This is a genomic window from Roseomonas sp. TS2 (genome assembly GCF_058833935.1).
Genome location: NZ_JCACVY010000021.1, coordinates 1 through 21,569, shown reverse-complemented (window position 1 = coordinate 21,569; position 21,569 = coordinate 1). Strand labels below are relative to the sequence as shown.

Sequence of the window (21,569 nt, the reverse complement as noted above, 5' to 3'; positions counted from 1 at the left end):
CGGGAGGCGCCGGGCGAGCCGCTCATCCCAGGATGTCGAGGCTGTCCTCCACCCGCTCCTGCCTTTCATGGCCGGCGCTGCCGTCGGCCTGGTAGCTGCGCTGGATCGTGGCGATGGCGGCGAGCGGGGCCGCCTCGCCGAGATCTCCTCCATCGGCCGGTCCTTCCAGCATCTGGAAGGCGGATTCGGCCGGGGCGCGCCGGCCGGTGCCGGCGCCCGTGTTGCCGCCGCCCGCATTGCCGCCGCCCCCATGCTCGCCATCCGTCTGGCTGGTGGCGGCGACGTGCCGGGCCGCCAGGGCGCGGCGCTGCTCGGCGCGGCGCGTCTCGGCACCGGCCGCGTGGCCGGCGGCGACGAAGCCATGGGCGCGGATGACAATGTCGAACATGAGAGGGGCTCCCCGCCCTGCGGCCCTCGGGCCATCCATCTCAGAATTCAGCGTCCGCGCAGCCTATGAGAACGCGGTTAGGAAAGGATGAACGGCCGCCGACCCGGCCTGGGCGGGCCGCGGGCCTCGACAAGCCGCCGCCCCGGACGCAGTTTGACGGCCACCAATCGGAACGAGGGGGTGGCGATGCACAACACCGAGGAAATCTGGCGCCTGGTCGAGGCGCATCAGGACGCCTTCATCGAGCTGAGCGACCGCGTCTGGGGCATGCCGGAGCTGGCCTATGCCGAGTTCCGCTCCGCCGCCGAGCACAAGGCGGCGCTGGAGGCGCATGGCTTCCGCGTCACCACCGAGCTCGCCGGCATCCCGACCGCAGTGATGGGAGAGGCGGGCGAGGAAGGCCCGGTCATCGCCATCCTCGGCGAGTATGACGCGCTGCCGGGCCTCAGCCAGGAAGCCGGCGTGGCCGAGCATCGCCCGCTGCCCGGTGACGGGGTGGGCCATGGCTGCGGCCACAACCTGCTCGGCGCCGGCGCCATGCTGGCGGCCACGGCGGTGAAGGACTACCTGGAGAAGAACGGCATCAAGGGCCGCGTGCGCTACTATGGCTGCCCGGCCGAGGAGGGCGGCGCCGCCAAGGCCTTCATGGTGCGCGAGGGCTGCTTCCGGGACGTGGACATCGCCATCTCCTGGCACCCGGCGCCCTTCGCCGCGGTGAACGAGGCGAACTCGCTGGCCAATTGCCGCATCGACTTCTCCTTCGTCGGCCGCTCCAGCCATGCCGCCGCCGCGCCGCATCTCGGGCGCTCGGCGCTTGATGCCGTCGAGCTGATGAATGTCGGCGTCAACTACATGCGCGAGCACATGCCGAGCGACGCGCGCATCCACTACGCCTATCTCGACGCCGGCGGCATCGCGCCGAACGTGGTGCAGGGCACGGCCAAGGTGCGCTACCTGATCCGCGCCACCGACCTGCCGGGGCTGCAGGCGCTGATCGCCCGCGTGCGCAAGATCGGCGACGGCGCGGCGCTGATGACCGAGACCAGCGTGACCACCAAGGTGGTCTCCGCCGTCTCCAACCTGCTGGCCAACACGCCGCTGGAGCGCGCCATGCAGGACCAGCTGGAGCATCTCGGCCCGCCGCCCTTCGACGACGAGGACCGCGCTCTGGCCGCCGAGTTCCAGAAGACCCTCTCGGACGAGGACATCGCCAGCGCCTTCAAGCGGATGGGCGTGCCGGTGCGCAAGGGCGTGCCGCTGGCCGACCAGATCATCCCGCTCGAGGCCAAGGGCGCGGCCATGGTGGGCTCCACCGATGTGGGCGACGTCTCCTGGGCGGTGCCCACCGTGCAGGCGCGCGGTGCCACCTATGCCATCGGCACGCCGGGGCATAGCTGGCAGCTCACGGCGCAGGGCAAGTCGGGCATCGCGCACAAGGGCATGGTGCATGTGGCGAAGGTGATGGCGGGCGTCGCCGTCGAGGCGCTGCGCGACCCGTCGCTGATCGCCCGCGCCAAGGCCGACCACGCCGCGCGCACCGAGGCGACCCCCTATGTCTGCCCGCTGCCGCCGGAGCTGAAGCCGCCGGTGAAGATGGCCATGCCCGGCTGAAGCCGGGCGGCGAGGTCCGGCGGCCACGCGCCGTCGGATCGCTCCAGGCGCGATAAACACGCCTCGTAATAAAATCTAAAGGTTCGATCCGGTCCTTCGCTTCGGATATGGTGGCCGCACCATTCACCGGCGGAGACGATGCCCGTGGCATCAACCCTCACCTACAGCGTGTCCAACCAGTGGAGCGGCGGCTTCATCGGCAATCTTGCGGTGCAGGGCGGGGCAGGAGGGCTGAATGGCTGGACCATCGCCTTCGATGCCGGATTCGAGATCACCAATCTCTGGGGCGCCGAGATCGTCAGCCATGTCGGCACCCGGTATGTGCTGCGCAGCCTGAGCTGGAACGCGGTGGTGCCGCCCGATGGCACCGTCAGCCTGGGCTTCCAGGCGGCCGGCAGCGCCGCCAGCCTGCCCCAGGGCCTGAGCCTGAACGGCATGCCCACGACGGGTGGCGACACGCCGCCCACCCTCTCCATCACCGATGCCAGCGTGATGGAAGGCGGGGATGGCACGCGGGAGCTGGTCTTCACCGTGACGCTGGACCGCGCCGCCGCAACGGCGGTGACGGTGAACTACGCCACCACCGATGGCACCGCAGCCGCCGGCGTGGACTACACCGCGCTGCAAGGGCAGCTGACCTTCGCTGCCGGCGAGACCAGCAGGACCATCCGGGTGAAGGTGCTGGGCGACATGGCGGTGGAGACGGACGAGACGCTGCTGCTGCGCCTCTCCGCTCCCTCCGGCGCGACTCTGGCCGATGCCGAGGCCGCCGGCACCATCCGCAACGACGACACCGCCCCGCCGCCGCCGCGCCTCGACATCGGCGATGCCAGCGTGGTGGAGGGCGACCCGGCCGGCACGGGCGGTGGCGGCGGGGCGGCCGGTGCGCTCAGCACGCGGGGCAACCAGATCGTCGACGCCGCCGGGCAGGCGGTGAAGCTGGCGGGGGTGAACTGGTTCGGCCTGGAATCGGCCAACCTGGCGCCGCACGGCCTCTGGGCGCGCGGCTACAAGGAGATGATGGACCAGATGAAGGCGGAGGGCTTCAACACCATCCGCCTGCCTTTCTCCTCCGAGCTGCTGCACAGCAACGCCGCGCCCAGCGGCATCGACTTCTCGAAGAGCCCCGAGCTGCAGGGCCTCTCCGGCCTGCAGGTGATGGACCGCATCATCGACTACGCCGGCCAGATCGGGCTGCGCATCATCCTCGACCATCACCGCAACAGCGCCGGCGCCGGCACCTCCGGCAACGGGCTGTGGTACGAGGCGGGCTATTCCGAGGCGCAGTGGATCGCCGACTGGTCGATGCTGGCGGCCCGCTATGCGGGCAAGCCGGCCGTGGTCGGCGCCGATCTGCACAACGAGCCCTACAACGGCAACTGGGGTGGCGGCGGCGCCAATGACTGGGCGGCGGCGGCCGAGCGGGCGGGCAATGCCGTGCTCGCCGCCAATCCGGACTGGCTGATCATCGTCGAGGGCATCGGCACCTACCAGGGCAGCAACTACTGGTGGGGCGGCAACCTGATGGGCGCGCGGGACCGCCCGATCCAGCTCGCCGTGGCCGACAAGCTGGTCTACTCGGCGCATGACTACCCGAATTCCATCCATGCCCAGCCCTGGTTCCAGCAGCCCGGCTTCGAGACGCAGCTGGCGGCCAAGTTCGACCAGATGTGGGGCTATCTCTACCGCGAGAACATCGCCCCCGTGCTGCTCGGCGAGTTCGGCACCAAGCTGCAGGACCCGAAGGACCTGCTCTGGCTGGAGGCGATCACCGGCTACCTCTCGGGCGACCTCGACCTGGATGGCGACCGCGACATCGCCGCCGGCCAGCAGGGCGCGAGCTGGACCTGGTGGTCCTGGAACCCGAATTCCGGCGACACCGGCGGCATCCTGGCCGATGACTGGCGCACGGTGATCGAGGCCAAGATGCAATGGCTCGAGCCGTTGCAGTTCGACCTTGGCGACCTGCCGGCCGGCGGGGAGACGGATGGCGGCGGCCGGACCATGCTCTTCACTGTCACGCTTTCCGCCCCGGCGGCGGAGGCGGTGCTGGTGGACTGGGCCACGCAGCCCGGCACCGCGGGCCTGGCCGACTTCACCGCCGCCGCGGGCACGCTGCGCTTCGAGGCGGGGGAGACCAGCAGGACCATCGCCGTCGCCATCGCCGCCGATGTGCTGCATGAGGCGGATGAGACTTTTTCGGTCGTCCTCTCCAACCCGCGCGGCGCCACGGCCGGCGACATGAGCGGCACCGGCACCATCCTGGATGACGATGCGGTGGCGCCGCCGCCCCCGCCGCCGCCACCCCCGCCGCCGGTCGAGGATGGCGGCCTGGAGGGCAGCGTCTCGGTGGTGAACGCCTGGGCCGGCGGCTTCCAGGCCAGCGTCGCGCTGACCAACGAGGGCAGCGGCGCGGTGCAGGGCTGGCAGCTGCGGATCGACACGCCCTACGAGATCACGCAGATCTGGAACGCCGAGATCGTCTCGCACGATGCCGCCGGCTACGTGATCCGCAACGCCGCCTGGAATGGCGGCATCGCCGAGGATGCCACGGTCAGCTTCGGCTTCCTGGGCCAGGGCGCCGGTGCCCTGGCCTCGCTCGACCTGGTGCTCTGAGCCGGCCTGCCGGCCTCGGCGCGGAAGGGAGGGGAGGGAGCCGGGGAGGGACTCCCTCCGGCTCCCGCTGTCAGAGGATCTTCGCCTCGAAGGGCGGCTGCAGGTCCGGCGTCTCGAACTCCAGCACCCAGAGATCCGGGTCGCGCTTCACCTGCCGCTCCACATAGGCTTCCGCCACCGGCTCCGGCACCGGCGCGGGGCCGGTGCCGCGCATCCAGGCCGGGCGGCCCTCGCCGTCGCGCGCCTGGCTCAGCACCACGCAGCCTTCCCGCCCCCGCAGCACGCACAGGATGCCGCCCGAATCCGGGTCTCCCTTGCGCAGCACCATGCCGGGCTGCCCGGCCATGTCGGCCAGCCGCAGCGCCATCTGGGCCCAGAGGCCGGCTTTGACTTTTGCTTCCATGGCGGCAGAGGGTCATGCCTCGCCATGCTCATGCAAGCCCCTTTGCGGGGGGTGCGGGGGAAGCGCTTGCGGGCCGGCGCGCGGCGCGGCATTCACCCCCGGCGGCAGGCCGGGATGGCCGGGGCAAGAGGAACAGGACATGACGGGCAAGGTGCAGCAGCCGGTGCGGATGACCGAGGGGCAGCGGGCCTATGAGGCGAAGCGCGCCGCCAAGGCGGGCGTGAGCCTGGAGAAGTGGCTGTCGATGAAGACGCAGGACCGCGAGGCCCTGGCCGCGCGCACGGCCAAGGCCGCCGAGCCGGTGAAGAAGCCCGGCTTCTTCGCCCGCCTGCTGGAGCGGGCGCAGAAGCCGATCGGCTGAGCCGCACCGCGGGCAGCCTTCAGCCCCGGGCCGCCGGTCGCGTGCCGCCGGGCGGGGGCAGGCCCGGCAGCATGCGCCGCAGCGTGTCGTCGCCCCGGCCCCAGTGGTGCCAGAGGGCGGCGGCGGCGTGCAGCGCCACCAGCAGGCCCAGCGCCAGGGCCATCCAGCCATGCAGGGCGGTCAGCAGCGGGGCCAGGGCCTCGTGCCGGCCGAGCGGGCTGGGGAGGGGGATGAGCCCGAACCAGCGCAGCGGGAAGCCCCAGGCATTGGTGGCCAGGAACCCCACCACCGGCATGGCCAGCAGCAGCGCGTAGAGCGCGGCATGGGTGGCGAAGGCGGCGCGGTGCAGCAGCGCCGGCGGCGGCGGGTGGATCGGCGGCGGCGGGTGGCGGCGGCGCCAGACCAGGCGCAGCAGCGTCAGCAGCAGGACGCTGATGCCGAGGCTCTCGTGAATGTTGTAGAGACGAAGCTTGAGGGCCTCCTCCTGCGGCGGCGCCCAGGCGATCCAGAGGCCCAGCACGGCGATGGCCAGCACAGCCAGCGCGGTGGCCCAGTGCAGCAGGCGTGCGGTGCGGGTGTAGGGCATGCGGCTTTCTCCGGCGAACGACGATACCTCAATGATCGCGGCGCATGCGGATTGGAGCATCGATCCGCGCAAGCGCTGGGTCAGCATTGCACGACGGCGCGGCGGGCAGTGGCGCGCCGAGGCGCCGCGCCCGGTGGGCGACCCCGCCGGGCTGGTGGCCGGGCTGCTGGCCGAGGGCGTGCCGCTGGCGCTCGGGCTCGACCTGCCGCTGGGCCTGCCGCGCGGCTTCGCCGCCGGGCGGCCGGAGCGGGATTTCTGCCACTTCCTGCGCGGGCTGCACGCCTCGCCGGATTTCTTCCTGGTCAGTCCGACGCTGGAGACCGTCTCGCCCGAGCGCCCCTTCTACCCGGCGCGCGGGCTGAAGGGCATGACGCGGCTGGCCCATGCCCGCGCCCTCGGCCTGCCGGACGCCGCCGGCCTCTGCCGGCTGTGCGACCTGGCCACGGCCGAGCGCCCGGCCGGCGCGCCGGTGTTCTGGACGCTGGGGGCCAACCAGTCCGGCAAGGCGGCCATCGCCGCCTGGCGGGACTGGCTGGCGCCGGCCCTGGCGGTGGGCGCGCGGCTGCGCTTCTGGCCGTTCCAGGGCGGGCTGCTGGAATTGCTGGAGCCCGGCCACGCCGTGCTGGCCGAGGTGTACCCGGCCGAGGCGATGCGGCATCTCGGCATCGTCCTGCCCGGCAGCAAGCGCGACCACGAGGCGCGGCGCGCCACCGGGCCCTCCCTCCTGCTCGCCATGGCGCGGCGCGGCATGCGGCCCTCCCGCGTGCTGGAGCAGGTGGTGCTGGGCGGCTGCGGCACCGATGCCGCCGGCGAGGACCGGTTCGACAGCCTGCTCGGCCTGCTCTGCCTGATCGGCGTGCTGGATGGCGCGCGGCCGGATTTCGTGCCGGAGGACCCCTGGGTGCGGCGCTGGGAAGGCTGGGTGCTGGGGCAGACGGCCCTGCCGGCCGCCGCCACCCCGGCCGGAGTGGCGGCGGGGCCGGCGCCTCAGCCGGCGGGCGGCGCGTAGAGCCCGGCGGCCGTGGCGGCCTGGGTCGCCAGCGCCACGGAGAGGTCGAGCGTCGGCGTCTCCACCCCCGCCATGCGGGCGAGTTCCAGCGGCGTGCGGAACAGCGCCTCCACCTCCATCGGCCGCCCCAATTCCAGGTCCTGCAGGATGGAGGGCTTGTGGGCGAGCTTGGAGGAGGCGGCGACGCGCTTCTCCAGGTCGTACTCGAAGGGGTGGCCGAGCGCTGCGGCGACCGCCATCGATTCGCGCATCGCCCGCAGGATGGCGGCGCGCACCGCCGGGTCCGCCAGCGTGCCGCCGATGCCCTGGCGGGAGAGGATGGTGAAGGGACCCTGGCTGAGATTGCCCATCAGCTTCGCCCACACCTCGCGCCGGATGGCCTCCGTTACCTCGCCCGAGATGCCGCCCCGCGTCAGCACGTCGGCAATGGCCTGGGCGCGCGGGGAGGGGCTGCCATCCACCTCGCCCAGGATCACCCGGTTGTTGGCGTGCTCCACCTTGATCACGCCGGGGCGGATGACGGTGCAGGCGGAATAGACCACGCCGCCCAGGGTGCGCTCCACGCCGATGGCCTCGCGCACCGCGTCGCCCGGGTCGATGGCGGGCAGGCGGCGGCCGTCCAGCGGGCCGCCATGGCGGTCGAAATACCACCACGGGATGCCGTTCATGACGAAGGCCACCGTGGTCTCCGGTCCGAGCAGCGGCCCGATCGCCTCGGCCACCTGCGGCAGGGAGGGCCCTTTGACGGTGACGATCACTGCATCCTGCGGGCCGAGCTCGGCGGCGGTGCCGGCGGCGACGCGCACCGTGTGGGTGGCGTCCGGCGCCTCGATGGTCAGGCCGTCGCGCTGGATGGCGGCGAGTTGCGGCCCTCGCGCCACCACGCTGGTCTCGGCGCCGCCCAGCGCCAGGCGGGCGGCGACATGGCCACCGATGGCGCCGGCGCCGAATACACAGATCTTCATGTCGATTTTAGCTCCGGTTCACGCAGGGCGCGACAGCAGGTCGAGCGCGATGCGCGAGAGCGCCTCGACTCCGGCGGGGATGCAGCCTTCATCCGGCTGGTAGCCGGCATTGTGCAGGGCATCGCTGCGGCCCGGCGCGCCGGAGCCGATGCGCAGCTGGAAGGCCGGCACACGGCTGGCGAAGGCGGAGAAATCCTCCGACCCCATGCTCGGCTCGCCCTCCGCGACCAGACCGTCGCCGAACTGCGCGCCGAGCGCGGCGAGCGCCGGGTCCAGCACCCGGTCGTCGTTCACCAGGGCGGGCACCATGCGCTGGTAGTCCATGCTGGCCTGCACGCGGAAGCCGGTCTCGAGGCCCTGCGCCAGCCGGCGCAACGCCGCCTCGGCGGTATCGCGCGCCGCGGCGTGCAGGGTGCGGACGGAGCCCTTCAGCGCCACGCGCTCGGGGATGATATTATAGGTGGTGCCGCCCACCGACTGCCCGATGGTGACCACCGCCGGGTGCAGCGGCTTCACTTCGCGCGAGACCACGGTCTGCGCCTGGGTGACGAAATGCGCCGCCGCCACGATCGGGTCCACCGCCGCGTAGGGGTGCGCCGCGTGGCCGGACTTGCCGCGGATGACGAGGTCGAAGCGGTCGGCCGCCGCCAGGCAGGCACCCCGCACATAGCCGAAGCGGCCGACCGGCATGTCCGGGTGGTTGTGGAAGCCCAGCGCCATGTCGATGCCATCCGCCGCGCCGTCGGCGATCATGGCGGCGGCGCCCTCCAGCGTCTCCTCGGCCGGCTGGAACACCAGCACCACGCGCCCCGCCAGGCGCGGCGCCAGCTCCTTCAGCAGCCCGGCGACGCCGAGCAGGGTGACGGTGTGGATGTCGTGCCCGCAGGCATGCATCTTGCCCGCCACGGTGCTGGCATAGGCCAGGCCCGTCTCCTCATGGATCGGCAGCGCGTCCATGTCGGCGCGGATGGCCAGCGTCGGGCCGGGCCGCTCGCCCTCGATCACGCCCAGCACGCCGGTGCGGCCCACGCCGATGCGGTGGGTGATGCCGAGGCGGCTCAACTCCGCCGCGACAAGGCCTGCCGTGCGTGTCTCTTCAAAGGCGAGTTCGGGGTGGGCGTGAATATCGCGCCGCAAAGCGATGAGGCGGCCGATCTGCTCCAGGGCCCGCTCATGTAGCCACTGCCCCGGGTCATTGAACAGAAATTCGTTTGTCATGCTCTGGATTGTCCCATTTTGCCAGCGGGCCGGCACTCTTTCGGAAGTATATTGCGCTGCAACATTCATGAACTTTTATTAATGAATATCTGGTGCCTTGCCCCGATGTGTTCCGGTGCCATAGGTTGCCGCTCCATTCAGCGCCTGGGGGGAGGATGCGAGGGGCAGGCCATAACCGCAATGCGGACTGAGGAGGCCGCTGGCTGGAAATGCCGACGGCCTTGCTCGCAAAGATGCTGCAAGCCGGCTGGCATGATGGCCTGACCATCGTCCCGCCCGCGTGCGGCCCTGTCCCGGCTCCGGCGGAGGCAGGGCACCCGCGTATCCAGCGGCAGCCCTCGCGGCTCGCTTATTCCGCTCTCCGAAGAAACAAGGGCGCGTGCCTGCGGCGCGTGGGTTCAAGAAGGAATCGGCATGAGGATCAATGCGAAAGACCTCGCCTCCGGTCTGTTACTGGTGGCGCTGGCAGTTATTGGCTTATGGCTGAACACCGAGCACACGCTTGGCTCGGCGCGGCGCATGGGCCCCGGCTACATGCCGATGCTGGTGTTCTGGCTGGAACTGGGCCTCGGCGCGATCGTGCTGGCGATCTCGCTGCGCGGCGGCTCGGATCCGCTGGAGAAGTGGACCAAGCTTGATTTCGTCACCCTGGCCATCGCCATCGGCGTCGTGCTGGTGGCCTACCCCTTCCTGGCGGCGATGCCGGCCCTCTCGGCCAACTGGTACGCGCTGGGTATCTCGCTGCTCATCGGCTTCGCGGTCGCGGCCGTCAGCCCGGGCTGGCGCAAGCTGGCGCTGGTGCTGGCGGGCATGACGGTCTTCGGCGTGCTGCTGGAGCAGGGCGGCCTGTTCCTGGCCATCACCGCGATGGTGGTGGTGGCGGCCCTGGCCGAGCCCAAGCACCGTCCGCTCGGCGTGCTGGGCTGTGTCGTCTTCCTGCTCGCGCTCTGCTGGTGGGTGTTCATCTACGAGCTGGACATCCGCGTCAGCGTTTGGCCGACCTTCTGAGGCGCCCGGAAACCCATGGAACTGCTTTTCGCCAATCTGGCCCACGGCTTCAGCGTCGCGCTCAGCATCGACAACGTGCTGTTCGCGCTGCTCGGCGCCCTGATCGGCACGGCCATCGGCGTGCTGCCGGGCATCGGCCCGGTCGCCACCATCTCGCTGCTGCTGCCGATCACCTTCGGCCAGCCGGCCACCACCGCCATGATCATGCTCGCCGGCATCTACTACGGCGCGCAGTATGGCGGCTCGACGACGGCCATCCTGCTGAACCTGCCGGGCGAGGTCTCCTCGGTGGTGACGACGCTGGAAGGCTACAAGATGGCGCGCAACGGCCGCGCCGGCGCGGCACTGGCCATCTCGGCGCTGGGCTCCTTCTTCGCCGGTTCCATCGCCACCATCCTGGTCGCCGCCTCCGGCCCGCTGCTGACGAGCATCGCGCTCTCCTTCGGCCCGGCGGACTACTTCTCGCTGATGCTGCTCGGCCTCGTCATCTCCTCGGTGCTGGCACAGGGATCGGTCGTCAAGTCGATCGGCATGGTGGTGCTGGGCGTGGCGCTCGGCCTGGTCGGCACCGACGTGCAGACCGGCCAGCAGCGCTTCACCTTCGGCATCCCTGAGCTGTCGGACGGGCTGGACTTCGCCGCCATGGCGATGGGCGTCTTCGGCATCGCCGAGATCATCCTGAACCTGGAGCGCCCCGAGGTCCGCAGCGTGCTCTCCACCAAGGTGGGCAGCCTGTTCCTCACCAAGGAGGAGTGGAAGCGCGCCACCCCGTCGGTGCTGCGCGGCACGGTGCTGGGCTCGGCGCTGGGCATCCTGCCCGGTGGCGGCGCCTCGCTGGCCTCCTTCGGCTCCTACATGATGGAGCGGAAGATGTCGCGCGGTAAGGCCGACTTCGGCAACGGCGCCATCGAGGGCGTGGCCGGGCCGGAAGCCGCCAACAACGCCGCGGCGCAGACCTCCTTCATCCCGCTGCTGACGCTCGGCATCCCTTCCAACGCCGTCATGGCGCTGATGGTGGGCGCGCTGATCATCCAGGGCATCCAGCCGGGTCCCCGCATGGTGGAGAGCCAGCCGGACCTGTTCTGGGGCCTGATCTGCTCCATGTGGATCGGCAACCTGATGCTGCTGGTCATCAACCTGCCGCTGATCGGCATGTGGGTGAAGCTGCTGCAGGTACCCTACAAGTACATGTACCCGGCGATCCTGACTTTCTGCGCGATCGGCGTGTATTCGATCAACAACAGCGTCTTCGGCGTCTATCAGACGGTGTTCTTCGCGATCCTTGGCTACATCTTTGCCAAGATCAAGATGGAGCCGGCGCCGCTGCTGGTGGGCTTCGTGCTCGGCCCGATGATGGAGGAGCACCTGCGCCGCGCCATGCTGCTCTCCCGCGGCGATCCGATGGTCTTCGTCGAGCGCCCGATCAGCGGCGTGCTGCTGGCGATCTGCGCCCTGGCCCTCGGCCTGATGCTGCTGCCCGGCCTGCGCAAGAAGAAAGAAGAGGCGATGGCCGGCTGATCCTGTAAACAGTTACAGCTTTTATGGCCGTTCTGGGTCAATTGCTCAGGACGGCTTTTCTTTTCTAGGCCGTTCCTTATGCTGGCCTCACATTGACGAACGGAGCGGCGCAAATGGCGGAAACGGGGCAGCATCGGATCGTGCCGGTGGTGTTGTGCGGCGGGACGGGCAGCCGTCTCTGGCCGCTGTCCCGCGAAGGGTTTCCCAAGCAGTTCTGGCCCCTGCTGTCACAGCAGACGATGCTGCAGGAGACGGCGAGGCGTGCCGTCGGCCCGGCCTTTGCCGATCCGCTGATCATCTCCAACCAGGAGCATCGCTTCCTGGTGGCCGAGCAGCTGCGCGAGGCGCGGATCGAGAATCCGCGCATCGTGCTCGAGCCGATGGCCCGCAACAGCGCCCCCGCCATCGCCGCCGCGGCGCTGCTGGCGCATGAGGACGACACGCGCAGCGTGCTGTGGCTGATGCCGGCCGATGCCGCCATCGGCGACACCCCCGCCATGCACGCCGCCCTCGCCAAGGCCGCCGAGGCCGCGCGGGCCGGCCGTATCGTCACCTTCGGCATGAAGCCGACCACGCCCGAGACCGGCTACGGCTACATCGAAAGCGGCGCCCCGCTGGAGGGCCTTGACGGCGTCTCCGCCGTGAGCCGCTTCGTCGAGAAGCCCGACGCCGAGACCGCCGCCCGCTTCCTGGCCGGCGGCAGCCATCTCTGGAACTCGGGCATGTTCGTGGCCACCGCGGCCACCCTGCTGGCCGAGCTGGAGCGCCTGGCGCCCGAGCTGCTGGCGGCGGTGCGCGGCGCGGTGGAAGGCGCCACGCGCGATCTCGACTTCATCCGCCTCGACCCCGCGGCCTTCGCCCGCGCGCCGGACATCTCCATCGACTACGCGGTGATGGAGAAGACCAGCCACGCCGCCGTGGTGCCCGCCGATCTCGGCTGGTCCGATGTCGGCTCCTGGGCGGCGCTGTGGGAGGTCTCGCCCAAGGATGCCCAGGGCAACGCGACCCATGGCCCGGTGGAGCTGTACCAGGCCCGCAACTGCTACGTCCGCACCGAGGGCATCCTGACCGGCGTCGTCGGGCTGGAGGATGCGGTGGTGGTGGTGACGGACGACGCCGTGCTGGCCATGCACCGCGACCGCGCCCAGGACGTGAAGAAGCTGCTGGAGCAGCTCAAGGCGGCCAACCGCAAGGAGGCCACCGAGCACCGCCGCATGTACCGCCCCTGGGGCCACTATGAGGGGCTGATCAAGGGCGACCGCTTCCAGGTGAAGAAGATCTCGGTCAAGCCCGGCGCCAAGCTTTCCCTGCAGAAGCACTTCCACCGTGCCGAGCACTGGGTGGTGGTGGCCGGCACCGCCATCGTCGAGCGCGACGCGGAGCGGATCATGCTGCGCGAGAACGAATCCATCTACCTGCCGCTCGGCTGCGTGCACCGCATGGAGAACCCGGGCATGATCCCGCTCACCCTGATCGAGGTGCAGTCGGGCTCCTATCTCGGCGAGGACGACATCGTCCGCTTCGAGGACACCTACGGCCGCACCTGAGGGCCGGCTTCCGGCCGCGCGGGGCGGATCAGCCCGGCGCCGCCCCTTCGGCCATCGCCCGCACCGCCGCCGGGCTGTGGCCCGCCTCGCGCAGCGCCGCCAGGGTGGGGGCGTTGTCGCGTTTCGAGAGGCGCTTTCCGTCCGGCCCCGTGAGCAGCGGGTGGTGGCGGTAGCGCGGCGCCGGCCAGCCCAGCAGCGCCTGCAGCAGCCGGTGCAGGTCGGTCGCCGGCCGCAGGTCTTCCGCCCGTGTCACCAGCGTCACGCCCTGCAGCGCGTCGTCCTGCGTCACGCAGAGATGGTAGGAGGCGGGGATGTCCTTGCGCGCCAGCACCACGTCGCCGAAGCGCGCCGGGTCGCAGCGCAGCCGGCGCGGGCCGCCCTCCAGGCCCAGCTCCAGGAAGGCGAGGGGGCGCGCCACCCGCCGCAGCGCCGCCGCCATGTCCAGCCGCAGCGCGTAGGGCTCGCCGGCGGCGATTCGCGCCGCCCGCTCGGCCGCGCCCAGGCGGCGGCAGGTGCCGGGGTAGAGCAGCCCGTCCGGCCCGTGCGGCGCGTGGCCGATCGCCGCCACCTCGCGCGCGATGTCGGCGCGGGTGCAGAAGCAGGGGTAGAGCAGGCCCATCCCCGAGAGCCGCGCCAGCGTGGCGCCATATTCCGGCAGGTGGGCGGATTGCACCCGCACCGGCCCGTCCCAGTCCAGCCCCAGCCAGGCCAGATCCTCCAGGATGCCGGCGGTGAAGTCCGGGCGGCAGCGCAGGGGGTCGATATCCTCGATGCGCAGCAGGAAGCGCCCGCCCGATTCGCGGGCGATGCGCCAGCCCAGCAGGGCGCTGTGCGCGTGGCCGAGATGCAGGCGCCCCGTGGGGCTGGGCGCGAAGCGGGTGACGGTGGTTGCGGCCATGGCCGATCGCGCGTAGCGGATGCGGCCGGATCGCAGCAAGGGGATGCCGCATGGCCGCACTCGATGGACCGCGTTGGGGACCGAAGGCAGGGGGCGCGCCGAAGCTGCTCGTGCTGCTGCTGCACGGCTATGGCGCCGATGGCAACGACCTGATCGACCTCGCGCCGCACTGGGCGCAGGCGGTGCCGGAGGCGCTGTTCGTCTCGCCGCACGCGCCGCAGCCCTGCGAGGGCGGGCCCTATGGCCGCCAGTGGTTCAGCCTGGCCGACCGCCGCCCGGCGCCGCTGCTGGCCGGCGCCCAGGCCGCCCGCCCGCTGCTCGACGAGCTGATCGCCCGCGAGGCCGCCGCCGCCGGCCTGCCGGAGAGCGCCGTGGTGCTGATGGGCTTCAGCCAGGGCGCGATGATGGCGCTGTTCACCGGGCTGCGCCGCAAGGCCGCGCCGGCCGGCATCATGGCCTATTCCGGCCGGCTGATCGGCGAGGAGCTGCTGCCGGACGAGATCGCCGGCCGGCCCGAGGTGCTGCTGGTGCATGGCGAGGTGGACGAGGTGGTGCCCGCCGCCAGCAGCCGCGCCGCCGAATCCGCCCTCAAGGCCGCCGGCGTGCCGGTGGAGGCGCTCTATTGCCCGCGCCTGGCGCATGGCATCGACGATGCGGGGCTCTCCGCCGGCGCCCTGTTTTTGCAGCGCGCCGCGGCCCGGCTCGGCCCCGGCGCATGACAGCGTGGTGAAACCCGCGCGGCCGGAGGTTGCACCGGCCGCGCGGGGCTGGCATGAATCCCGTGCACACCGGCGGCGCCACGATATCTGGGGCCTGCCCGCCCGGTCCGGCCCCAGCGGTTGATGCGCGCAGCTTGAAAGGAGCGGCGCTTGCCTGACGGGATGTCTGCGGGAAGCCTGGGAGGATCTCCCGGCGGCTTCCCGGCCTTGGTGCTGAACGCGGATTTTCGTCCGCTGTCCTATTTTCCGCTCTCGCTGTGGTCCTGGCAGGACGCGGTGAAGGCGGTCTATCTCGACCGCGTCTCGGTGCTGTCGGAATACGAGACCTCGGTGCGCTCGCCGCGCCACACCATCCGCCTGCCCAGCGTCATCGCCCTGAAGGATTACATCCCCTCGGCGCGGCGCCCGGCCTTCACGCGGTTCAACGTCTTCCTGCGCGACGGTTTCTCCTGCGTCTATTGCGGCGAGGAACGGCCGACCCAGGAGCTGACCTTCGACCATGTGATCCCGCGTAGCCGGGGCGGCCGCACCAGCTGGGAGAACGTCGTCACCGCCTGCGGCCCGTGCAACCTGCGCAAGGGCTCGAAGCTGCCGCAGGAGATCCGCATGTTCCCCCGCTGCACGCCGCGCCAGCCGACAGGGTGGGAATTGCAGGACAACGGGCGGATGTTCCCGCCCAACTACCTGCATGAGAGCTGGCGCGACTACCTCTACTGGGACACCGAGCTGGAGAGCTGAGCGGCGCGCCTCAAAGCCGCTGCAGCGGGCCGGACAACGGCGCCTCGGGCGTGCCTGCGGCCGGCCGCGCGGGCGGGCCGCTCTCCGCCGCCGTGGGCTGCGCCGCCCCGCGCATAAGCTCCGTCACCCGGCCGGAGAAGCCGCTGAGGTAGAGATGCGCCGGGTCCATATCCTTCGGATTGTGCCGGACAGTGGCACGGACGCGCACCAGCATCCCCTCGACGCCGCTGCTGCACACCATCTCGCGCTTCAGCACGGGGGTCTGCGGGGTTCCCATCCGGAACTCCGCGCAACGCAGGCTGGGCACCGCCTTGCCCTGCGCGGTCATGCTGAAATCCGGGCCGCGCTCGATCCGGGTGCCAGGCTGGGCGGCGGCGTAGAGGCTGATGACAAGGGCGGCCTCCGCGACATCCTGCCGCACCGCCTCCGAGCCGGCACCGTCGGGCAGCGGCGCGCCGGGCGGCCTCAGCACGAACACCGAGGCCCAGGCCCCCTGCGCCTGCTCGGCGTAGCGGATGCGCAGATTGCCGGAATTGCCGTCGATCGCTGCCACCTCCTGCCGCGCGAAGTCGCCGATGCGCGGCGGCAGCCGGTCTGCGAGGCGCTGCTGCGGCAGGGTGCCCTGCGTCCCCGCCACGGCGCAGCCCTGCAACAGCATCACCAGGGCGGGGAGGAAAAGGTAGCGCAACATGGAACGCCCCGGTGGTATGGAGGAAATCCTTCTCGCACTTCGCGGGAGACGTGTCAGCCCCGCTGCCGCGCCCCGGCGAAGGCCAGCCCCGCCAGCCCCAGCGCGTAGATCAGGTTCATCCCGGCCATCGAGACCGGCAGGCCGGGGATGAGATAGGTCGGCTCGTCGCAGGGCTTGGCGGGCGCGGCGGCGAGGCTGTTCATCAGCTCCTCCACGCTGCGGGCGCCGCCGGCGGTGGGCGCGGCGCAGCCGGGCAGGGGGGAGGGCCACCACTTGGCCTCCACCCCCACATGCACGGCCGCGGCGGCAGCGGAGCCGAGGATGGCCAGCCCCGCCAGCGCCAGCATCAGCCGGCGCGGCAGCAGCAGGCCGAGCAGCGCCAGCGCGGCGCCCGCCCAGTAGGGCCAGCGCTGCCACAGGCAGAGCAGGCAGGGGTTCAGCCCGCCCCAGCGCTCGGTGGCCATGGCGAGGAGCGGCGCGGCGGCGGCCAGCGCCGCCACGGCCAGCGGGGTCGGCAGGAGGCGGCGCATCAATCCTCGGCGGGGTCCAGCATCTGGTCCATGGCGCGGGCCGGCTCGGCGCAGCCGGCCTGGCCCACCACGCGGGCCGGCACCCCCGCCACGGTGGTGCAGGAGGGCACCGGCTTCAGCACCACCGAGCCGGCGGCGATGCGGGCGCAGGCGCCCACCTCGATATTGCCCAGCACCTTGGCGCCGGCGCCGATCATCACGCCGCGGCGGATCTTGGGGTGGCGGTCGCCGCCCTCCTTGCCGGTGCCGCCGAGCGTCACGCCCTGCAGCAGCGAGACATCGTCCTCGATCAGCGCCGTCTCGCCCACCACGAGGCCCGTGGCGTGGTCGAGGAAGATGCCGCGGCCGATCCGCACCGCCGGGTGGATGTCCGTCTGGAACACCACGGAACTGCGTGACTGCAGCCACAGCGCCAGGTCGCGCCGCCCCTGCCGCCACAGGATATGCGCCATGCGGTGCGTGGTGAGGGCGTGGAAGCCCTTGTAGTAGAGCAGCGGCTCCAGCGCGCGGGAGGTGGCCGGGTCGCGGTCCACCACCGCCATGATGTCGCTGCGCACTGCCTCGCGCAGCGCCGGGTCCTCTTCCAGGAAGCGCTCCAGGCTGCGGCGCAGCAGGGCAGCGGGCAGGTCGGCATGGTCGAGCCGGGCGGCGACGCGGCTGGCCAGGGCAGATTCCAGGCTCTCGTGCTGCAGCACGGCGGCGTGCAGGAAGCCGGCCAGCTCCGGCTCCTGCGCCGCGGCCGCCTCCGCCTCCTGCCGGATTCGGCTCCAGACAGGGTCCAGCAGGCCGGCCGCGTCGCGGAGGGGGAAGGGCTGGGGGACGGACTGGTTCATGCGGGCTCCTGGACGGGCGGGCCGCCGCCCGGGCACGGCCGGAGGGGCGCCGGGACGGAGGGGGGCCTGGAGCCGGAACGTCGCGCCGCCGACGCCCGGGGTCAAGCGCCACGCAGGCTGGACCGGCTGGCGTGCCACGCATACCGTGCCGCCCCGCATCATCCGGGGAGGGGAAGCACCGCATGCCGATCATCTGGGGCCGCGCCAACAGCAGCAACGTCATGAAGCTGCTCTGGTTCTGCGCGGAGACGGGGCTGGATTACGAGCGGCGGGACGCCGGCGGCGCCTTCGGCGTGACGCGGGAGGCCGGCTACACCGCGAAGAACCCCATGTCCCTGGTGCCGACGCTGGAGGAGCCGGATGGCTGGGCGGTGTGGGAGAGCAACACCATCCTGCGCTACCTGGCCAGCACCACGCCGGGCGCGGCCGCCCTCTACCCGGACGCGCCACGCGCCCGCGCCGGCATCGAGCGCTGGATGGACTGGCAGCTCGCGCATCTCTCGAAGCCGATGACTACGCTGTTCTTCACCCATGTCCGCATCCCCGAGCCGGAGCGGGACTGGTCCGCCGCCGAGGCGGCGCGGCGGCAGGCGGCGGAGCTGTGGGCCCTGCTGGACCGCCAGCTGGAGGGCCGCGCCTTCATCGAGGGCGACACCTTCACCCTGGCCGACATCGTGCTCGGCATCTTCGCGCATCGCTGGCACGCCCTGCCGATCGAGCGGCCGGAGCTGCCGGAGCTGCGCCGCTGGTACGGCACCCTGGCCGGGCGCCCCGGCTTCGCGCGGCACGTGATGGTGCCGATGACCTGAGGCGCGCCGCCTGAAGCGTGGCGGCGGCGCGCAACCGCGTGACGCCGCCGCCGGCTTGCGCTACAGGAGGGGCCGCACCGCGCGCGAGAGTGGCGGAACGGTAGACGCAGACGACTCAAAATCGTCCGACCTCAGGTCATGCGGGTTCGAGTCCCGCCTCTCGCAATCAGGTTCTTCCCAGTCTCGGCGGTCCGGCCTCAGCGGTCTGTCAGGCGCAGCTCGATGCGGCGGTTGCGGGCCATCGCCTCGGCCGAATCGCCCTCGTCGATCGGCTGGTGCTCGCCGAAGGCGGTCGCCGCCACGCGGTTGGCCGGCAGGCCCTCGGCGATCAGCAACTGCGCCACGGCGATGGCGCGCGCCGCCGACAGCTCCCAGTTGCTGGCGAAGCGCCCGCCGCGGATCGGGTTGCGGTCGGCATGGCCATCGACGCGCAGCACCCAGGGCAGGTCGGGCGGGAAGCGGCGGCTGACGTCGAGCAGCACCTGCGCCAGGGCGCGGAGTTGCTGCTGCCCGGCGCCGGACAACTCGGCGCTGCCCACGGGGAAGAGCACCTCGCTCTGGAACACGAAGCGGTCGCCGACGGTGCGGATCTCCGGCCGGTCGCCCAGCACCTCGCGCAGGCGGCCGAAGAAGTCGCTGCGGTAGCGCTGCAATTCCTCCACCCGCGCGGCGAGGGCGGCGTTCAGCCGCTGGCCGAGCTGGCTGATCTGCGCGTCCTTGTCGCGCCCCGACTGCTCCTCGGCATCCAGCAGCGCGGCGATGCGGGACAGTTCCGCGCGCAGCGTGGCGAGCTGCTGGGTCAGCAGCGCCACCTGGGCGCGCGCGCTCTCGGCCAGCCGGACATGCTCGCCGCTGGCGGCCTCGGCCTGCTGGCGGGCCTGGGCGGCCTGGGCGGCGGCGGCCTCGGCCTGCTGGCGGGCCTGGTTGGCCTGGGCGGCGGTGGCCTCGGCCTGCTGGCGTGCCTGGTTGGCCTGGGCTGCGGTGGCCTCGGCCTGTTGGCGGGCCTGGTTGGCCTGGGCGGCGGTGGCTTCGGCCTGCTGGCGGGCCGCCTCGGCGGCGCGGGTGGCCGCCTCGGCGCGCTGGCGCTGCTCGGCCTCGCCGCGCGCAAGCTGTTCGGCGGCGCTGCGCGCGCGCTCCTCGGCGCCCGCCCGTGCCAGGGCCTCGGCGGCACGGCGTTCCAGCTCGTCGCGCAGCGCCGTCAGCTGCTGGATCTGCTGTGTCAGGCGGGCAAGATCGGCCAGCCTTGCCTCGATGGTGGCGCGGTCGGCCGCCACGGTGCGGTTGAGCGCCTCCATCTCCTGGCGCAGCGTGGCCACGGCCTGCTGCGTTTCCGCAAGCTGGCGGCGCGCCTCGGCCAGCTCGGCGGCGTTGCGGTCGCGTGCCTGCTCGGCGCCGCCGGCACGCGCCTGGGCCTCGGCCAGCTGGGCGCGGGTGGCCTCCAGCATGCCACGCTCGGTGGCCAGGGCACGGCGGGCCGCGGTCAGGTCGCGCAGCGTCTGCGCGGTGTTGCCGCCCATCGCCTCGGCGCGGGACAGCGCCTCGGCCAGCCGCTCCTCCAGGCTGGCGATGCGGCTGGCGGCGCCGCCGGCGGAAAGCTCCAGGTCGGCCAGCCGGGCGGCGAGGCGGTCGCGCTCGGCACGCAGCGCCTCACGGTCGGCCGTGCCGCGCTCGCGCTCGTCGCGCAGGCCGGAGAGCTGCGAGAGGGCGGCGTCGCGCGCCGTTGCGGCGAGGCGCAGCTCCTCGGTCAGCCGGCCGAGATTGGCGCGCAGCTCCTCGCCCTGGCCGCGCTCCAGCGCCAGCATCTCGGCCAGCTCGGCCACCTGCCGGTTCAGGCGGTCCAGCGCCTGGTCCCGCGAGGAGAGGGCGACGGAGAGGAAGCCCTGCGCCAGCACGAAGACCAGCAGCACGAAGATGATGACCATCAGCAGGGTGGAGAGCGCGTCCACATAGCCGGGCCAGGCGTTCATGCCCTCGCGCGGGCCGCGCCGTCCGAGCGCCATGGCCTCAGCGCCCGCCGCGCGGGAGGGTCGGAATCATCGCGGGCCTTCCTCGGCCAGCGCGGCGATGGTGCGGGCGAGGATCTTGATCTCGCCGCGGATCTCGGCGGTGGACTGGGCGCGGCCCTGGGCCAGGTCCTCCACCAGCCGGGCCATGTAGACCTCCAGGTTGCGCAGATGCGCGCGCGAGGCATCGTCCAGCGCCCCGTGCGTCTGTGCATGAGTCTGCGCCTCGGCCAGGCGCGCCAGGGTGGGGGCGAGGCCGGACTGCGCCTCGGCCATGCGCTGCATCAGCACCTGGTTGGCACGCATCTGCTCGGCCATGATCGAGAGCCGCTCGGTCAGGGTGTGCAGCGCCTGGGAGGAGGCGGCCCGGCTCTCCTCGCCGCGCGCCATGATGCGCTGCAGGTTCTCGAGGTTCTCGGCATTCTGCTCCAGCAGCGCCTGCACATAGGCGGGCACGGAGCCGCCCGCCTCGCCATCCCCGCCCAGCACGCCGGAGGAGAGGCGGGTGACGCCGGCCAGCCATTCCTCCAGCTCGGAGTAGAAGCGGCTCTGCGCCTGCCCGGCGGTGAGGTCGAGGAAGCCCAGCACCAGCGCGCCGGCAAGGCCCAGCATGGAGGAGGAGAACGCCACCCCCATGCCGGTGAGCGGCTGCGCCAGCCCCGATTTGAGCTGGTTGAACAGCTGGTTCAGGTCGCCCGAGCCCACCGACATCGAGTTGATGACATCGGCCACCGCGCCGATCGTCAGGATCAGGCCCCAGAAGGTGCCGAGCAGCCCGAGGAAGATCGACAGCCCCGTCATGTAGCGCGACAGCTCGCGGCTTTCGTCGAGGCGGGAGGCGATGCCGTCCAGCACGCTGCGCATGGCCGTGGCGGAGAGCGAGAGGCGCTCCCCGCGCCGCGCCGCGAACATCGAGGCCATCGGCGCCAGCAGGCGCGGCGCGGGGCGGTTGGCGCCGCCGGCGCCGGGGCGCGGGGCACGGAAGCCCTCCAGCCACTCCACCTCCGGCTTCAGCGCCAGCACCTGCCGGATGTTCCAGGCCACGCCGATCAGCAGCACCGCCAGGATGACGCCGTTCAGCAGCGGGTTGGCGGCGAAGGCGCGCGCCAGCTCGGCCG

The 21,569-nt window shown here is 72.1% G+C and carries 21 protein-coding genes and 1 tRNA gene; 11 read left to right on the top strand and 11 right to left on the bottom strand.

Going from position 1 to position 21,569, the window contains the following annotated elements; genetic code table 11:
* Positions 1-22 precede the first annotated feature (22 nt).
* A complete protein-coding gene (locus ACZJYS_RS06240; RefSeq protein WP_493176526.1) occupies positions 23-388 on the bottom strand; it encodes a hypothetical protein in 366 nt (121 codons plus the stop codon).
* Positions 389-574: 186 nt separating this feature from the next.
* Between ACZJYS_RS06240 and ACZJYS_RS06235 the strand changes: the two genes are divergently transcribed.
* Positions 575-1,999, top strand: a complete 1,425-nt coding sequence (locus ACZJYS_RS06235; RefSeq protein ID WP_379636096.1) for a M20 family metallopeptidase — start codon at positions 575-577, stop codon at positions 1,997-1,999.
* Positions 2,000-2,143: 144 nt separating this feature from the next.
* Positions 2,144-4,615 (top strand): cellulase family glycosylhydrolase, encoded by a 2,472-nt coding sequence (locus ACZJYS_RS06230; RefSeq protein ID WP_493176524.1) that lies wholly within the window; start codon positions 2,144-2,146, stop codon positions 4,613-4,615.
* Positions 4,616-4,685: 70 nt separating this feature from the next.
* Here ACZJYS_RS06230 and ACZJYS_RS06225 read toward each other — a convergent pair whose 3' ends face one another.
* On the bottom strand, positions 4,686-5,018 hold the full coding sequence (locus ACZJYS_RS06225) for a DUF1491 family protein (RefSeq protein WP_109515145.1): 333 nt from the start codon (positions 5,016-5,018) through the stop codon (positions 4,686-4,688).
* A 139-nt stretch (positions 5,019-5,157) separates the two neighbouring features.
* Here ACZJYS_RS06225 and ACZJYS_RS06220 point away from each other — a divergent pair, with 139 nt between their 5' ends.
* Positions 5,158-5,379: a hypothetical protein gene (locus tag ACZJYS_RS06220; RefSeq protein WP_109515146.1), complete on the top strand. Its 222-nt coding sequence runs from the start codon at positions 5,158-5,160 to the stop codon at positions 5,377-5,379.
* A 19-nt stretch (positions 5,380-5,398) separates the two neighbouring features.
* Here the strand turns inward: ACZJYS_RS06220 and ACZJYS_RS06215 are convergent, their stop codons facing one another.
* Positions 5,399-5,965: a cytochrome b gene (locus tag ACZJYS_RS06215; RefSeq protein ID WP_493176521.1), complete on the bottom strand. Its 567-nt coding sequence runs from the start codon at positions 5,963-5,965 to the stop codon at positions 5,399-5,401.
* A gap of 31 nt (positions 5,966-5,996) precedes the next feature.
* Here ACZJYS_RS06215 and ACZJYS_RS06210 point away from each other — a divergent pair, with 31 nt between their 5' ends.
* Positions 5,997-6,974 (top strand): hypothetical protein, encoded by a 978-nt coding sequence (locus tag ACZJYS_RS06210; protein ID WP_109515148.1) that lies wholly within the window; start codon positions 5,997-5,999, stop codon positions 6,972-6,974.
* On the opposite strand, the gene ACZJYS_RS06205 is transcribed toward ACZJYS_RS06210, so the two are convergent.
* Both ACZJYS_RS06205 and ACZJYS_RS06200 read right to left on the bottom strand, forming a co-directional pair.
* Entirely contained in the window at positions 6,953-7,939 is a 987-nt protein-coding gene (locus tag ACZJYS_RS06205; protein ID WP_493176519.1) for a ketopantoate reductase family protein, read from the bottom strand. The two genes, ACZJYS_RS06210 and ACZJYS_RS06205, sit on opposite strands and share 22 nt — an antisense overlap.
* Before the next feature lie 18 nt (positions 7,940-7,957).
* Positions 7,958-9,157: a M20 metallopeptidase family protein gene (locus tag ACZJYS_RS06200; protein ID WP_493176517.1), complete on the bottom strand. Its 1,200-nt coding sequence runs from the start codon at positions 9,155-9,157 to the stop codon at positions 7,958-7,960.
* Between the two features lie 414 nt (positions 9,158-9,571).
* Here ACZJYS_RS06200 and ACZJYS_RS06195 point away from each other — a divergent pair, with 414 nt between their 5' ends.
* From ACZJYS_RS06195 to ACZJYS_RS06185, 3 genes are all read left to right on the top strand, one after another.
* Positions 9,572-10,165 (top strand): hypothetical protein, encoded by a 594-nt coding sequence (locus tag ACZJYS_RS06195; RefSeq protein ID WP_109515151.1) that lies wholly within the window; start codon positions 9,572-9,574, stop codon positions 10,163-10,165.
* 15 nt (positions 10,166-10,180) lie between these two features.
* Positions 10,181-11,683, top strand: coding sequence for a tripartite tricarboxylate transporter permease (locus ACZJYS_RS06190; RefSeq protein ID WP_379634820.1), 1,503 nt, complete (start codon positions 10,181-10,183; stop codon positions 11,681-11,683).
* A gap of 113 nt (positions 11,684-11,796) precedes the next feature.
* Positions 11,797-13,230 carry a mannose-1-phosphate guanylyltransferase/mannose-6-phosphate isomerase gene (locus tag ACZJYS_RS06185; RefSeq protein WP_379634818.1) on the top strand — a complete coding sequence of 478 codons (1,434 nt, stop codon included), beginning with the start codon at positions 11,797-11,799 and terminating at the stop codon, positions 13,228-13,230.
* Positions 13,231-13,258: 28 nt separating this feature from the next.
* On the opposite strand, the gene gluQRS is transcribed toward ACZJYS_RS06185, so the two are convergent.
* On the bottom strand, positions 13,259-14,128 hold the full coding sequence (gene gluQRS, locus ACZJYS_RS06180) for a tRNA glutamyl-Q(34) synthetase GluQRS (protein ID WP_493176544.1): 870 nt from the start codon (positions 14,126-14,128) through the stop codon (positions 13,259-13,261).
* Between the two features lie 50 nt (positions 14,129-14,178).
* On the opposite strand from gluQRS, the gene ACZJYS_RS06175 reads away from it, so the two are divergent.
* Both ACZJYS_RS06175 and ACZJYS_RS06170 read left to right on the top strand, forming a co-directional pair.
* Entirely contained in the window at positions 14,179-14,847 is a 669-nt protein-coding gene (locus ACZJYS_RS06175) for an alpha/beta hydrolase (RefSeq protein ID WP_109515154.1), read from the top strand.
* A 162-nt stretch (positions 14,848-15,009) separates the two neighbouring features.
* A complete protein-coding gene (locus tag ACZJYS_RS06170) occupies positions 15,010-15,585 on the top strand; it encodes an HNH endonuclease (RefSeq protein WP_109515155.1) in 576 nt (191 codons plus the stop codon).
* A 10-nt stretch (positions 15,586-15,595) separates the two neighbouring features.
* Here the strand turns inward: ACZJYS_RS06170 and ACZJYS_RS06165 are convergent, their stop codons facing one another.
* The 3 genes from ACZJYS_RS06165 to cysE are packed head-to-tail and all read right to left on the bottom strand — an operon-like array spanning position 15,596 to position 17,639.
* Positions 15,596-16,276, bottom strand: a complete 681-nt coding sequence (locus ACZJYS_RS06165) for a hypothetical protein (protein WP_493176514.1) — start codon at positions 16,274-16,276, stop codon at positions 15,596-15,598.
* 53 nt (positions 16,277-16,329) lie between these two features.
* A complete protein-coding gene (locus tag ACZJYS_RS06160) occupies positions 16,330-16,806 on the bottom strand; it encodes a disulfide bond formation protein B (RefSeq protein ID WP_493176512.1) in 477 nt (158 codons plus the stop codon).
* Positions 16,806-17,639, bottom strand: a complete 834-nt coding sequence (gene cysE, locus ACZJYS_RS06155; RefSeq protein WP_493176510.1) for a serine O-acetyltransferase — start codon at positions 17,637-17,639, stop codon at positions 16,806-16,808. The genes ACZJYS_RS06160 and cysE overlap by 1 nt, the downstream gene beginning before the upstream one ends.
* A 182-nt stretch (positions 17,640-17,821) precedes the next feature.
* On the opposite strand from cysE, the gene ACZJYS_RS06150 reads away from it, so the two are divergent.
* Positions 17,822-18,448 (top strand): glutathione S-transferase family protein, encoded by a 627-nt coding sequence (locus tag ACZJYS_RS06150; RefSeq protein ID WP_493176508.1) that lies wholly within the window; start codon positions 17,822-17,824, stop codon positions 18,446-18,448.
* An 83-nt stretch (positions 18,449-18,531) separates the two neighbouring features.
* A tRNA-Leu gene (locus ACZJYS_RS06145) sits at positions 18,532-18,613 on the top strand.
* A gap of 32 nt (positions 18,614-18,645) precedes the next feature.
* On the opposite strand, the gene ACZJYS_RS06140 is transcribed toward ACZJYS_RS06145, so the two are convergent.
* Together ACZJYS_RS06140 and ACZJYS_RS06135 are read right to left on the bottom strand one after the other, a co-directional pair.
* Positions 18,646-20,448, bottom strand: coding sequence for a peptidoglycan -binding protein (locus ACZJYS_RS06140; protein WP_493176506.1), 1,803 nt, complete (start codon positions 20,446-20,448; stop codon positions 18,646-18,648).
* A 33-nt stretch (positions 20,449-20,481) separates the two neighbouring features.
* Positions 20,482-21,569 (bottom strand): MotA/TolQ/ExbB proton channel family protein (locus tag ACZJYS_RS06135; RefSeq protein ID WP_493176504.1); only part of this gene is annotated, 1,088 nt, incomplete at its 5' end.